This is a genomic window from Campylobacter sp. JH23, assembly GCF_017846595.1.
Taxonomy (GTDB): domain Bacteria; phylum Campylobacterota; class Campylobacteria; order Campylobacterales; family Campylobacteraceae; genus Campylobacter_D; species Campylobacter_D coli.
Genome location: NZ_JAEQBP010000002.1, coordinates 157306 through 169970 on the forward strand (window position 1 = coordinate 157306; position 12665 = coordinate 169970).

The window sequence follows — 12665 nt, forward strand, 5'->3', positions numbered from 1 at the left end:
TTTTTATATTTATTTTGTTAAAATTATTTAATTTTTATTAAAGGATGAAGAAATGTTAGCATTTTTTAAAGGTTTAGGGATAGGATTTTTATGTTTGGTACTTTTTGTAGCTGGAGTGATTTTTAATGTAGAGTTTTTAAATAAAAACAAAACTACTCAAACTTTAAATTTCTCAAGAAGTATAGAAACAAGTATGGAAGCTAAACCCGATATTTTTCATGCAAATATCAACTTTTGGGCAAATGAAAATTTAAGCACTCAAACCTTTTTAAGCAATGAAGATAAAATTCAAATTTCTAACACTTTTAATCAAATTTTAGAACGCTCTAAAAAAGAAAATTTTTGCAGTGGCGGAAGTTTTTCACTTGAACCTAATTTTTCTTATAAAGATGGAGTTCAAACCCCTAAAGGACAAAGACTTCATGCAAATTTAGAATGTGAGTTTACAGCAGATAAACTAGAAAATTTTAACAAACTTTTAAATGATTTAAACTCCATCATTGCAAAAAGTGAATTTATAGGTATTTCTACACCTGCCTTAGAGCCTAAATTCTCCAAACAAACCCTAAAAGACAATAAAGAAAAACTTTATAGCGAACTTCTAAAAAAAGCTTATTCTTATGAAAAAATTTATTCTTTAGATCTTAACAAAACTTGTATATTAAAAAATCTAAATATTGAATCAATTCCAAATTTTTATCCAAGGGCTTTAAATAGTATGAAAAGCGCTGATAATATGGAGCTTTCATTGCCTATAGTAAAGGATGAAGAACAAAGCATTAGCGGTACTGCTTTATTTATTTGCAAATAATCAAAGCAAAATAAACTCATTTTAAGTTTATTTTGCTAGAATTTCATCTTTAGCTTTACGCGGGAATAGCTCAGGGGTAGAGCACAACCTTGCCAAGGTTGGGGTCGCGAGTTCGAATCTCGTTTCCCGCTCCATTATCACCCGCCCGGGTGGTGGAATTGGTAGACACAAGGGACTTAAAATCCCTCGGAATTTTTCTTCCGTGCCGGTTCAAGTCCGGCCTCGGGCACCACTTTTTCTAAAAATTATCAGGGCGACATAGCCAAGCGGTAAGGCATGGGCCTGCAAAGCCTTGATCTCCGGTTCGAATCCGGATGTCGCCTCCAAAAAAGGCAATTAATTTTTACAACTTCAATTCGGGAGATGGCTGAGTGGTCGAAAGCGGCGGTCTTGAAAACCGTTGAGGGTCACACCTCCAGGGGTTCGAATCCCTTTCTCCCGGCCACTTTGAAATTTTCATTAGTTTAACAAACTCTGTTATGATAAATTGATTTGATCTAAAAAATAAGGAAATCAATTTATGAAAAAATTCATCTTAATCTCATCTATACTTTCATCTTTTTTTATATTTGCCGAGGCAAATGAACTGCCAAGTGATAAAATCCAACCCGAAGTAAAAGTTATCAAAGAACATTTTAAAAACAAAGTAGAAAAGATAGAATTTGAAGCATGGGCAAAAGGCATGGGTTTAAATTTCTCAACTCAAAAATATCTTAACAATCAAAACTATAAAAAATATGCCAAAACTATGGCAAAACTCATCAGAAAAACAAGAGGAGTTAAAGGCAAGGTTGAAATTTGTTATAAAGGAACACCTCAAAAAAGAGTTCACAAATGCAATAAATTTTAATTCCTGACTTAAATTAATATCATATAAAATTTTTAAGTTTTTTTCACTATAAAAAAGCTACAATTTCTTAATTATATATCATTAAGGAAAAGGCATGTTTAAAATTATTTTGCTCATATCAATAATCTTTGGCTTAAATGCTTGCAAAGGAGAGGATATGAATAACAATGAAGATACCAATAAAGATATTAAAATGGTCTATACTCCTAATGGAGGAGGTATAAAACTCAATACAAAAACCAATGAATTTTTATTTAATCAACGAGAAAAACCCACTGGCAAATACACCAAAGAATACACCAAAGCCCTTTTAGAAGCTGTCAATATAGTCGATAATTCCCCTTATAAAAAATTTTATGAGCCTAAATATTTAGATCCAGAGTTTCACACAGGAGAGAAATCCACTTTGCTTGAATTTAAAGATTGGCAAAAGATCTATTTAAAAGATCCTGTTAAAGGAAGCTTAGCTCCTTGGACCAAAGCAGAAAAAGCTTATTATAATTCTTTAGATGGAGAAGGAAGGTATAATTATTTAGTAAAAAGAAGTGGCTTAGTATGTACTCCCATAGATTTAAAAGATAGTGCTTTAATAAGACCTAAAAGACCTAAAGAAAAAAGATTTATAAATGCTTATAAAGAAGGTATGAAAGATTATAAAGAAGCTAAGAGACTAGATTATAAAGGATATGATCTTTTTCAAAAAGCCATTAAGAATTTAAGCTATGCTTATGAAGAGGGTAAAGATTATAAAGCAGGACTTGCTTTAGCAGAACTTGGATATTCAAAAGATTATTTTAGAGCCATTATAGGTAAATTAGACCAAGATGAAAACAATGAAGCTTTGTTGGATAAACTAATCAATGAATTTTTAAATGCTAATTATAGAAGCATAAGGATTTATGAAGAACTTATAGAAAAGTATGACTTAGGGGATGCTTATTGGGGTTTATATGTTTATTCTCGTAAAATAGAAGATACAGTATTTGATGATAGATTTTATTTTGCTCAGCTTAAAGATAGCAGTGAAGAGCTTTATAAAAATGCTTTTGAACATGGAGCTTATGGAGCTTTTGGTGCTAAGGCAAATACTATATATTCTGATTTAATTGCAGGAGAATATCAACTTTGCTTAGGTATATTGGGCAATAAAAAGGCTTTTTATGAAGCAGCTGTATATCTTAGTGATTCTGGTTTAAAATCAAGAGCCTTTCAAGCTCTTTGGCTTGGAGTGCAATTAGGAGATGAAAAATGTTTAGAAGGATTGTATCGTCCTTTATATGGAATACATGAAAACCCTTTAAAAAGACAACTCATGAAAGACTTTGCTAAAAATCCTCCTTATGACAAATACGGAATGCTTCCTTTTTTAGATGAGTTAATCTCTACAGAATGGATTATAGATCCAAATGAATATGATTTCATTTACGATATTAATAATAGAGTAGTGACGGCAATGCTAAATGGAATCGATAAGGGTAAATATAAAGATCCAAGAGATGTGGATTCTACTCCTGAAAGTAGATGGGAATTTGACCAAGAAATAGATGCTTATAAAGAAGGTTCTGTAAGAAGTTATAGTTATGATTTACCCAATCACTGGAGTGAAGCAGATGTAGAAATTTATTTAGAAGAGCTTTATTTACATGCCAAACTCGCAGCTTTAACTCCTCCTCAAGGCTATCCTAATGCACCAAGATACTATAGTCCTGAAAGATTAGAATTTATTTACAACAAACACAAACTTGATTCTAGAATCCCTGCTATTTATAGAGCTAACTTTCCTGAAGAGCTTAGAGCTAAGATAAAAGCTATAATATAAAGGAATGAAATGAAAAATTTTTATATGAATTTAGCATTAAATGAAGCTTGGAAATATCAGTTTTTAACCTACCCTAATCCTGCTGTAGGTTGCGTTATACTAGACAAAAATGAAAAAATTTTAGCCATAAAAGCCCATGAAAAAGCAGGATGTGCTCATGCAGAATTAAATGCTATAGCCCATGCTTTTACAAATTTAAACCCTGAAATTTCATTACCTCAAGAAGCCAATGCGATGCATGAATTTATTTGCAAAAACCATAGAGGTATTTTTAAAGATAGCATAGCTTTTGTCACACTTGAGCCTTGCTCTCATCAAGGAAAAACGCCTCCTTGTGCAAAACTCTTTAGCGAGCTAGGTTTTAAAAAAATTTTCATCAGCGTTAAAGATGAGAATGAGATTGCAAGTAAAGGTGCGGAGTTTTTAAAAAAACAAGGAGTAGAGATTGAATTTGGTGTGCTTGAAGATGAGGGAAAAAAACTTTTAAAACCTTTTTTAAAATGGCAAAAAGGACAATTTAAACTTTTCAAACTCGCTCTTTCTATGAATGGCTCGCCTTTTGGCAAAATCGTAAGCAATGAGCTAAGTCGTACTTATGCGCATAAAATTCGTTCTGTGATTGATTTGCTTGTGTTAGGAGGAGAAACGATAAGAAAAGATCGTCCCATACTTGATGCAAGACTTTGTAAAGGCAAGGCGCCTAATCTTTGTATTTTAAGTCATCAAAATTTAGAAAATTTTGACAAAAGCATTCCTTTATTTAGCGTGCCTCATCGTCAAATTTATACTCAAATTCCTAATAAAGCTAAATTTTTAATGTATGAGGGTGGAGAAAATTTCCTAAAAAAATTCAAAGATGAGATGGATATGTTTTTGATTTTTCAAAGTTCAAGTTTAAATGATGAAAAAAATGTTACAATGCCTTTGAATTTCAAGCCACTTTATAGAAATTTTTTAGGGAGTGACACTTATGGCATTTATGAGCTTTAGCGGATTTTTTTATGCAAGAAATGATTTAAGATTATTTAAAATAGAAAAGAAAAGCGAAATCAAATCTTTTTTTTATAAAGATTATACGCTAGCAAGCTTCAAAGATGAGCTAAATTTAAACAATGAAATCTTTTTTTATCAAAGTTTGAAAGAAAATTTGTTTAAAGAAAATGATGAAATTTTAATTTCAAATTTAGGCAAAAAAATCATACTTTTTAGAAATTTTACTCAAAATAGTGATAATTTTGCTGAAGCAAAATTAAAACAAGTCTTGCTTTTAATTTTTTTATTTTTAGCGAGTGTATTTTTTGCAAGCTTGGCTGCCATCAATGAATTTGGTGCTGTTGATCTTGTTTTTTTGATGATTTGTTTGTTGCTTTTGGTTATGGGTATCATCAACCTTGGCTTACTTTTTAAACAAATTCGCATTTTAAAAAGTTTTAGCAAAGAAGAAATGAAAGAATTTTTAACCCAAAGAATGAAAAAATACGCAAAAAAATAAACAAAAATACCTTAAATTTTATAAAAATTTATTTATTTAAAAGTGTGCAAAGTAAAATCTTAGCACACTGTTTTTAAATTTGTAGCAAGTCCGCCTAAAGAAGTTTCTTTGTATTTGTAATTCATATCCTTACCAGTTTCATACATGGTTTCTATCACCTCATCAAGGCTGACTATAGGAATAGATTTGCGTGTCATTGCCATTCTAGCTGCACTGATAGCTTTTATCGCCCCAAAAGCATTTCTTTCAATGCATGGAATTTGAACCAAGCCCCCTACAGGATCACAAGTAAGTCCTAGATGATGCTCCATTGCCATTTCAGCAGCGTTGCAAGCCTTAAAAGCATTGGCTCCTAAAACTGTGGCCATAGCCGCAGCTGCCATAGAACTAGCACTACCAATTTCTGCTTGACAACCTGCTTCTGCTCCACTAATACTTGCATTTTTCTTATAAAAAGAACCTATAAGCATAGCTACTAATAAAAATTCAATTGCCTTTTCGTCATTAAAACCTATGGTATGGTTTTTAAGATAAAGCATGACAGCAGGGATAACAGCACATGCTCCATTTGTTGGTGCGGTTACGACTTTTGCTCCGCTAGCATTTTCTTCAGCAATCGCAATAGCATACAAAGAGATAAAATCAATAATCCCCATAGGATCAGTAGTCATCGCTACTCTTTCTTTAAGTCCTTTAGCTCTACGCTTTAAATGAAGTTTTCCAGGCAAATAATCTTCATTCGGGTGCGTACCATTATAATACACTTCTTGCATCACTTCCCAAATTTCAAGACAATAAGCACGAATTTCCTCTTTAGTGTGAAATTGCAATTCATAACGATAAGAAAGCTCTGCCAAATCCCAATCTCTTTTATCGCAAAGCTCTAAAGCTTCTTTAGCGTTATTAAGCTCTATATCTAGTTTTTTCTTTTTATTTTGGTTGGAATTTTTACCTTTTTTTTCTAATTGTGCAGTTGTTAAAACAAAGCCTCCACCTACAGAATAATAAGTTTCCTCATCAACTAACCCACCTTTACAATCATAAGCTTTAATTTTCATACCATTCTCATGTAAAGGTAAAAAATCTTTAGAAAATATCAAATCTTTTTCATAATTAAAACTAAGTTTTTTCTCGCCACAAAAATCAATTTGAGCATTTTCAATAGCATTTTTATTTACTTCATCTTGTATTGCCGCACTTAAATTTTTAGCTTCTAAGCCATTTAACCCCCAAATCACAGCCTTATCACTCAAGTGTCCTTTGCCTGTTAAAGACAAAGAGCCATAAAGAATGATTTGAATTCTTTCAATTTTTTCTAATTTTTTAGCAATTTTTTTACAAAATAAATTTCCTGCAAGCATAGGTCCTAAAGTATGTGATGATGAAGGACCTACACCTATTTTAAAAATATTTAAATTACTCATTCACCACACCTTAAAAAGTATAAATTACAGTGATGATTGTTAAAACACCTGTAATAAAAACAAAAGCATCTAAAGCTTTATTTTGGAATTTTTTCATTTTTGAAACCGTATAAATTGCAATAATTGGCATTAAAAATAAGATTGCTGCGATAATTGGACCGCCCAAACTTTCAATAAAACCTAAAATACTAGGATTGATATAAGCAGTAATTAACATAACAATATACATTACTAAAGTAGAATAAACTGCGATTTTTTTCAAATCAGGATTTTCATTACCTGCTAATTTGCAGCATTTTCTAACTATACCATAAGCACCTTCTCTAGCGCCAAAATAATGTCCAAAGAATGAACTAGAAATTGCCAAAAATGCGATTAATGGACCACCATAAGAAATAAATGGATTATCAAGCTTATTAGCAAAATAAGAAAGCACCGGTATGTTTTGTGCTCTTGCTTCAGCAAGTTCAGCTGGAGTTAAAGAAAGCACGCAAGATACCACAAAAAACATAACAAAAGCAAGCAACATGACAGAGGTTCTAAACAAAATTTGATTTGCTTTTTGTACTGAATTTTCAGGATATTCTCTTTTTACGCTTAGAGAAAAAGTTGAAATTGCTGGTGAGTGATTAAATGAAAACACTAAAACCGGTAAAGTTAGCCATACTATAGTAATAAATTCTTTTGTTCCAGGAATAGCACTAAAACTTTCAAATGACCATTGTGGGATAAGATATAAAGAAAATAAAAATAAAATAGCGCATAAAGGATACACAAGCCATTCACATACTTTAGTGATTAACTCTTCGCTAAAAAGCATAATAAGCATAAAAATACTTACCAAAATAAAAGCTAAAAGCAAACGATAAAAAGGAAATAAACTCGCTACAACTTTTTCTTTATCATCTGTGCTTACCTCATACATGGCACGAATAATATCTGCAAATACACCCTCTGAATTTAAAAGGGGTAAAAATTGATGGTAGATAAAACTTTCAAAAGTATTGGTTATACCCACACAATACGCTAAACAAATTGGAAAAATTGCAAAGAAATAAAGCACAGAAATAAAAATACTTACTTTTCTACCAAAATACTCTTCAGCCGCATGGGTAATGTCTTTATCATTACCATTTGCTTGACATACAAAACGACTTAAGGCTCTATGGCTTAAATACACCATTGGAAAAATAATCAAAGTCATCACAACAACTGGCCAAAAACCACCAACACCCGCCTTAATAGGTAAAAATAAAATCCCCGCACCCACAGCGGTTCCAAAAAGAGATAAAACCCATCTCGTGTCATAACGAGTCCACTTAGGAGTATTCATACATTTTCCTTAAAATTTGATATCGCAAAATTAAGCTTATTTTAACACACTTACTGGGTAAAAAATCTAAATTTCTAGCATTTTTCTTTAATTTATGTAACATTTTGTAAAATATTAGTCTTATTAAAATTATATTTTAAGATTTAATTTAAGTAAGTTTTGAAGATGGTTTTTTATATAAAAAACCATATTGGATTAACAAAGAGAAATTTTTAAACTCATTTAAAAATTTGGAAACATAAAGTCTCCAAATTTACATGCTTTTAGAATTAATAATCAAATTTTTGTCCTAAGATATTACCCTGTGCATCAGTATAAATTTTTAATTGATTGCTTAATTCAAATTTATATCCGTTGATTTCTCTGCTTACTTCTATGATTTGAGCGTTTGATGAAGCACTGATTTTTGGCATAATATTTGGCAAAATGCTATTTGGCAGAGCTTTGTATTTTCCATCTACATCTTTCCACTCTCCAGTGATAATAAAGTCAATTTCTGTTCCATCATTTAAAGTCACATCATAAGAATCTATATCTTTTTTTACTAAAGCAATTTGTGCAGTTTTAAAATTCTTAGATATAAAATCTTGTGCATTTCTTGGAAGTTCACTCGCAGGAACAATTATATCTCTAGCAAAAAGCACCGTAGCACCCAATAAAGCCGCTAAACCTAATTTTAATTTCATTTTTTCTCCTTTTTGTTTGTGTTTTGGTTGAGAGAAGTTTAACTTATCTTTGTGAAGTGAATGTGAAACTAAAAAATAATTTTTAAACTCTCATTTTCAACACCTATGCCTTGACTTTTCTTAAAAGAAAGTATTCTACCATCTTCAAATTTTAAAGTATCACCATCTTTTAAACTTAGATCATAAGTTAAAATATGCAAAATAATGTCATACAAAGTGAAGAAAAGCTCTTTTTCTTCTATATTTGCATCACAAACCTCAAGCTCTAATTTATCGAAATTTCTAAGACCATAGGTGTAGGCATTATTGCCATTATCACCTGGATAAACGCTTACATAAATCCAATTATAAATAGGCAAACGATTATCTTCTAGCATTTTTGCATTTTCTATATAAAACTTAGGCTCTAAAACAACTCCTCCTGTATAAAATCCCAAAGTATGCTCATCTTGCAAACACGCAGATGATATTTGAGTAAAAAGTTTAGCTTGATCTAGCTTTGATTCACTCTGACTTAAAACGGATACAAGAAGATGTGCTTTATGTTTTTGGGTTTGCTCTAAAGCATCTTTCCACATAAAATTAAAATTAGCATAATATTCTGCTTCGTTGTTGGGTATAGGATTTTTAATCAAATTTAAAGTAACGATCATATTTTTAAAAGAAAAAATTACTCCATCTTGAGTAAAATTTTCATCAGCAATCCATATATCAAAATCATCTTCAAGTATCTTTTTCAATTTCAAAAAATCAAACTTGGCTTCATCAAGAAGAACAAAAGAAATAAAATTATGATTTTCTTGCATGCTTTTCCTTAAGAGTTAAAGTATTTAAAAAATTATAACCTAAATTTTTAAGCCAAAGGCTTGTGAAAGTATGATTATTTAAAAAATTATGATAATTAATATTAATTATAATTTTATTTTTATTGTAGTATAATCGCCAAAATTTAATCAAATCATGGAGTTAAATATGGAATTTTTAAAAGATTATATTGATTTAATTATCTTTATAATTTTAGGAGTTATGGCATTTATAGCTTTTTGGTGCGTAATTGAAAGAGTATTATTTTTTAGAAAAATAGATTTTAAAAATTATGAAAATCAAGAGCAATTTGATGATGCAATTAGCGAGAATTTAACTACCATTTATATTATTTATTCTAACGCTCCCTACATAGGACTCTTAGGAACTGTTGTAGGGATTATGATTACTTTTTATGAAATGGGAATAGCGGGAAATATCGATGTCAAATCCATAGTCGTAGGACTTTCTTTAGCTCTTAAAGCTACAGCTTTAGGACTTTTAGTCGCCATACCTGCCTTAATGGCTTATAATGCCTTACTTCGCAAGGTTTCACTTTTAAGTAATGCTTATAAGGTGAGTAAAAATGCTTAAATTGCCTAAAAATGAAGGGTTAAATATAGTTCCTTTCATAGATATAATGCTTGTTTTACTTGCTATCATTCTTAGTATTTCAACTTTCATTGCTCATGGCAAAATTGAAATCAATCTACCCGTTAGCGAAAATGCTCTAAGTCTTAACAATGATGAAAAAAAATTATCCATTAGCATTGATGAAAACAATATTTTCTATCTAGACGATAAGACTACAGATTTAAAAGGCTTAAGCGATGCTATTTCTTCGCTTCATAAAAAAACTATAGTAGAATTAAAAAGTGATAAGAATGCAAAATTTGAAAGCTTTGTTCAAATCATTGACTTATTAAAAGCTAAAGAGCATGAGAATTTCCAAATTATAACAGAGAAAAATAGATGAAAAATACTTTGTCAAATCACAAATCACAAGCTTTTTATATATCTTTTTTCTTAGCTCTAGTTTTTTAATTCTGCTAATTTTTGAAAAATAGAATTAAATAGCTTTGCTTTGACTCTAAAACAATCTATAACTTAAACTAATCACAAAAGCTAAAAAACCTGATACAAAACTAATAAGAGCGCTTAACCTACACCCAAAGTAAATACTATAAATATTTCATTTATTTTTAAATTTTTACACTCTTTTGTTCACAAATATGGCTTCATTATTACTTATTTGCACCATTAAATCTTTTTTTAAATTTTGCTCTAAATTCCCTAAAGACTTATTTTGAAGTTCTTCAAAAATTTGTGGATTACTTGCTTTAAGTTTGGCTTGCTCATCAGCACTTAAAGCACTTAAACCTTTTTCTTGAGCTTTTTGAAGCAAATCTTCGTCTTCTTTTTCTTTGATATTATTTTCCTTATCATCTTTTTTATTGATTTTTTGCGGATCTATGGTTTTCATAGCATTAGCTCCACCACCTGATGCTTCTTTAATGTCGCTTAAAATTTCTCTCATGCTAGGTTCTTTAACATCACTATCATCAACTTTACCATCTTTATTTACATCTTTATCAATAAAAAAATTTAATTTTTCTTCTATATTTGCATCATCAGATATTTTTTCATCGCTTGTTTTAAAGCCTAAATTTTGCATACTTTGTTGAAGGGTACTTGTATTAAAATTTAATTTTACACTTTGTTGTTTATTATTTAAATTTGAATTTAAAGAACCAAAATTATCTTTTACACTTTCAAACCAATTTGAAACAAATTGATTTGCTTCGCCATTAAGCCTTATACTACCATCATTTCTAGCAACATAATTCGTATAAGAACCGAAATTTTTTTGTAAACTACTATAATTTTCATCGCTTAAATTTAAAGCTATAAGTTCACCTTGCTTATTTTCAAAAACAACCTTAACACCATCGCTATTTAAACTCGAAAGATCTTGCACGGGAATTTTATCTTTCTCTTCTTTTTTTAATTCTAAAATTTCTTTACGATTTGTAACATTTTGAGAACTTGGTAAAGAAACATTAAAATCATTGATTGTTAATTTGTCCATAATAACTCCTTAGAAATTTTAAAGCCCAAGCATTTAACTTGGACTTGTTTATTTTATTTACAAGCTGCAAATAAGCCCAAACGACACATTTGTCTTTGATATTGAGTAGGCAAAGAATTGCATCGTTTCAATCTTATTTCATAATCAACGCAAGAACTTCTAACTTGTGGGCTTTTATTATTCTCAGTTTTGCCATAAGCAAAAGAACCAATAAAGCAAGCAACTAGTGCAACAGAGAGTAATTTTCTCATAGTAAACCTCCAAAAATAATTGTAATCTTAAAATTATTTGATACAATTACAAATTTCATATCGGCAAAAAAATCAAATTTATTTATACTAACAAAATTATTTTTTAAAAAAGGAACATAAATGAAAGCATTAGCTCTTTTTAGCGGTGGGCTTGATAGTATGCTTGCAATGAAACTCATCACTGCACAAGGCATAGAAGTTAAAGCTCTAAATATCAACATAGGTTTTGGAAGCACAAGTGATAAAAGCGAAATCATGAAAAAGCGTGCGGCAATGGTAGGTGCAGATTTTGAAATGATAGATGTAAGAAATTCCTATCTTCAAGAAGTGCTTTTTAATCCACAATATGGCTATGGCAAACATTTTAATCCTTGTATAGATTGTCATGCTTTTATGTTTAAAACTGCTCTTGCTATGTTAAAAGAAGAAAATGCAAGTTTTATCATCACAGGAGAAGTTTTAGGACAACGCCCTATGAGTCAAAGAAGTGATGCGATGGCAAAGGTTAAAAAACTTGCTCTTGATGAAGAAGATTTAATCTTGCGTCCTATGTGTGCAAAAAACCTACCTCTAACCAAACCTGAAAGAGAAGGTTGGGTAGATAGAGAAAAACTCGAAAGTATTAGTGGAAGAAGTCGTAAAAGACAACTTGAACTTGCAGCTAAATTTGGCTTAGAAGACTTTGAAAGTCCTGGAGGAGGATGCTTGCTCACGCTTGATAGTTTTGCTAAAAAAATTCGAGATTTTATAGAATTTGACAAAGATATGCAAGTAAATGATGCGCAACTTTTAAAATATGGTCGTCATTTAAGATTACCCAATGGAGCTAAAATGATCATAGGTAGAAATGAACTTGAAAATACTCTTTTAAAAGGTTTAAAAACTCCTAAATATGAAGTAATAGAACTTGGAGATTTAATCGGAGCTTATTCTTTACTTAGTGCAAATGCAGATGAAAAAGATTTAGAACTCGCCTTAAAAATCGCTCTAACTTACACCAAGCATGAAGCAAACAAAAGCTATGAACTTCGATTTAAAGATAAAAGCTATAAAAGTATAGCTTTTGAGGATAAAAAAGAAATCAATCCATTTTTCATTTCTTAAAC

14 protein-coding genes and 4 tRNA genes are annotated in these 12665 nt (G+C 30.5%); 12 read left to right on the forward strand and 6 right to left on the reverse strand.

Annotated features, from left to right (window positions below; genetic code table 11):
- The first annotated feature begins 52 nt into the window (after window positions 1-52).
- The 9 genes from KAR88_RS02430 to KAR88_RS02470 all read left to right on the forward strand — a co-directional run bounded on the left by KAR88_RS02430 (window position 53) and on the right by KAR88_RS02470 (window position 4972).
- Entirely contained in the window at window positions 53-811 is a 759-nt protein-coding gene (locus tag KAR88_RS02430) for a hypothetical protein (RefSeq protein WP_002778926.1), read from the forward strand.
- Window positions 812-870: 59 nt separating this feature from the next.
- Window positions 871-945: transfer RNA gene (locus KAR88_RS02435), tRNA-Gly, on the forward strand.
- A 9-nt stretch (window positions 946-954) separates the two neighbouring features.
- Window positions 955-1043 (forward strand) — tRNA-Leu (locus KAR88_RS02440).
- A 20-nt stretch (window positions 1044-1063) separates the two neighbouring features.
- A tRNA-Cys gene (locus KAR88_RS02445) sits at window positions 1064-1137 on the forward strand.
- Between the two features lie 31 nt (window positions 1138-1168).
- Window positions 1169-1256: transfer RNA gene (locus KAR88_RS02450), tRNA-Ser, on the forward strand.
- A gap of 75 nt (window positions 1257-1331) precedes the next feature.
- Window positions 1332-1661, forward strand: coding sequence for a hypothetical protein (locus tag KAR88_RS02455; RefSeq protein WP_002794891.1), 330 nt, complete (start codon window positions 1332-1334; stop codon window positions 1659-1661).
- Window positions 1662-1818: 157 nt separating this feature from the next.
- On the forward strand, window positions 1819-3480 hold the full coding sequence (locus KAR88_RS08815) for a hypothetical protein (RefSeq protein WP_225982170.1): 1662 nt from the start codon (window positions 1819-1821) through the stop codon (window positions 3478-3480).
- 9 nt (window positions 3481-3489) lie between these two features.
- Window positions 3490-4470, forward strand: coding sequence for a bifunctional diaminohydroxyphosphoribosylaminopyrimidine deaminase/5-amino-6-(5-phosphoribosylamino)uracil reductase RibD (gene ribD, locus KAR88_RS02465; RefSeq protein ID WP_002794864.1), 981 nt, complete (start codon window positions 3490-3492; stop codon window positions 4468-4470).
- Window positions 4451-4972: a hypothetical protein gene (locus KAR88_RS02470; RefSeq protein ID WP_002778922.1), complete on the forward strand. Its 522-nt coding sequence runs from the start codon at window positions 4451-4453 to the stop codon at window positions 4970-4972. The genes ribD and KAR88_RS02470 overlap by 20 nt, the downstream gene beginning before the upstream one ends.
- A gap of 59 nt (window positions 4973-5031) precedes the next feature.
- Here the strand turns inward: KAR88_RS02470 and KAR88_RS02475 are convergent, their stop codons facing one another.
- From KAR88_RS02475 to KAR88_RS02490, 4 genes are all read right to left on the reverse strand, one after another.
- Entirely contained in the window at window positions 5032-6396 is a 1365-nt protein-coding gene (locus tag KAR88_RS02475) for an L-serine ammonia-lyase (RefSeq protein ID WP_002792794.1), read from the reverse strand.
- A 10-nt stretch (window positions 6397-6406) separates the two neighbouring features.
- Complete coding sequence (locus tag KAR88_RS02480) at window positions 6407-7729, reverse strand: aromatic amino acid transport family protein (RefSeq protein WP_002778920.1); 1323 nt, start codon at window positions 7727-7729, stop codon at window positions 6407-6409.
- 269 nt (window positions 7730-7998) lie between these two features.
- The gene (locus KAR88_RS02485) at window positions 7999-8415 is read right to left on the reverse strand and encodes a PepSY-like domain-containing protein (RefSeq protein WP_002782432.1); all 417 of its coding nucleotides are present in this window, start codon (window positions 8413-8415) and stop codon (window positions 7999-8001) included.
- 68 nt (window positions 8416-8483) lie between these two features.
- Window positions 8484-9221, reverse strand: a complete 738-nt coding sequence (locus tag KAR88_RS02490; protein ID WP_002787615.1) for a DUF4261 domain-containing protein — start codon at window positions 9219-9221, stop codon at window positions 8484-8486.
- A gap of 166 nt (window positions 9222-9387) precedes the next feature.
- Here KAR88_RS02490 and exbB point away from each other — a divergent pair, with 166 nt between their 5' ends.
- Together exbB and exbD are read left to right on the forward strand one after the other, a co-directional pair.
- The gene (exbB, locus tag KAR88_RS02495; RefSeq protein ID WP_002782436.1) at window positions 9388-9813 is read left to right on the forward strand and encodes a TonB-system energizer ExbB; all 426 of its coding nucleotides are present in this window, start codon (window positions 9388-9390) and stop codon (window positions 9811-9813) included.
- Window positions 9806-10195, forward strand: coding sequence for a TonB system transport protein ExbD (exbD, locus tag KAR88_RS02500; RefSeq protein WP_002778912.1), 390 nt, complete (start codon window positions 9806-9808; stop codon window positions 10193-10195). Before exbB ends, exbD begins: the two co-directional genes overlap by 8 nt.
- Before the next feature lie 234 nt (window positions 10196-10429).
- On the opposite strand, the gene KAR88_RS02505 is transcribed toward exbD, so the two are convergent.
- Window positions 10430-11308, reverse strand: a complete 879-nt coding sequence (locus KAR88_RS02505; protein ID WP_002792059.1) for a hypothetical protein — start codon at window positions 11306-11308, stop codon at window positions 10430-10432.
- A gap of 53 nt (window positions 11309-11361) precedes the next feature.
- Window positions 11362-11559 (reverse strand): hypothetical protein, encoded by a 198-nt coding sequence (locus tag KAR88_RS02510; RefSeq protein ID WP_002781938.1) that lies wholly within the window; start codon window positions 11557-11559, stop codon window positions 11362-11364.
- 120 nt (window positions 11560-11679) lie between these two features.
- Here KAR88_RS02510 and KAR88_RS02515 point away from each other — a divergent pair, with 120 nt between their 5' ends.
- Window positions 11680-12663, forward strand: a complete 984-nt coding sequence (locus tag KAR88_RS02515) for an MnmA/TRMU family protein (RefSeq protein ID WP_060794097.1) — start codon at window positions 11680-11682, stop codon at window positions 12661-12663.
- Window positions 12664-12665 lie beyond the last annotated feature (2 nt).

Coding starts and splice junctions, on each gene's coding strand:
- KAR88_RS02475 (WP_002792794.1), bottom strand. CDS start 6,396: ATGAGTAATTTAAATATTTTTAAAATAGGTGTAGGTCCTTCATCATCA.
- KAR88_RS02485 (WP_002782432.1), bottom strand. CDS start 8,415: ATGAAATTAAAATTAGGTTTAGCGGCTTTATTGGGTGCTACGGTGCTT.
- KAR88_RS08815 (WP_225982170.1), top strand. CDS start 1,819: ATGAATAACAATGAAGATACCAATAAAGATATTAAAATGGTCTATACT.
- KAR88_RS02490 (WP_002787615.1), bottom strand. CDS start 9,221: ATGCAAGAAAATCATAATTTTATTTCTTTTGTTCTTCTTGATGAAGCC.
- KAR88_RS02455 (WP_002794891.1), top strand. CDS start 1,332: ATGAAAAAATTCATCTTAATCTCATCTATACTTTCATCTTTTTTTATA.
- KAR88_RS02510 (WP_002781938.1), bottom strand. CDS start 11,559: ATGAGAAAATTACTCTCTGTTGCACTAGTTGCTTGCTTTATTGGTTCT.
- KAR88_RS02515 (WP_060794097.1), top strand. CDS start 11,680: ATGAAAGCATTAGCTCTTTTTAGCGGTGGGCTTGATAGTATGCTTGCA.
- ribD (WP_002794864.1), top strand. CDS start 3,490: ATGAAAAATTTTTATATGAATTTAGCATTAAATGAAGCTTGGAAATAT.
- exbB (WP_002782436.1), top strand. CDS start 9,388: ATGGAATTTTTAAAAGATTATATTGATTTAATTATCTTTATAATTTTA.
- KAR88_RS02430 (WP_002778926.1), top strand. CDS start 53: ATGTTAGCATTTTTTAAAGGTTTAGGGATAGGATTTTTATGTTTGGTA.
- KAR88_RS02470 (WP_002778922.1), top strand. CDS start 4,451: ATGGCATTTATGAGCTTTAGCGGATTTTTTTATGCAAGAAATGATTTA.
- KAR88_RS02505 (WP_002792059.1), bottom strand. CDS start 11,308: ATGGACAAATTAACAATCAATGATTTTAATGTTTCTTTACCAAGTTCT.
- exbD (WP_002778912.1), top strand. CDS start 9,806: ATGCTTAAATTGCCTAAAAATGAAGGGTTAAATATAGTTCCTTTCATA.
- KAR88_RS02480 (WP_002778920.1), bottom strand. CDS start 7,729: ATGAATACTCCTAAGTGGACTCGTTATGACACGAGATGGGTTTTATCT.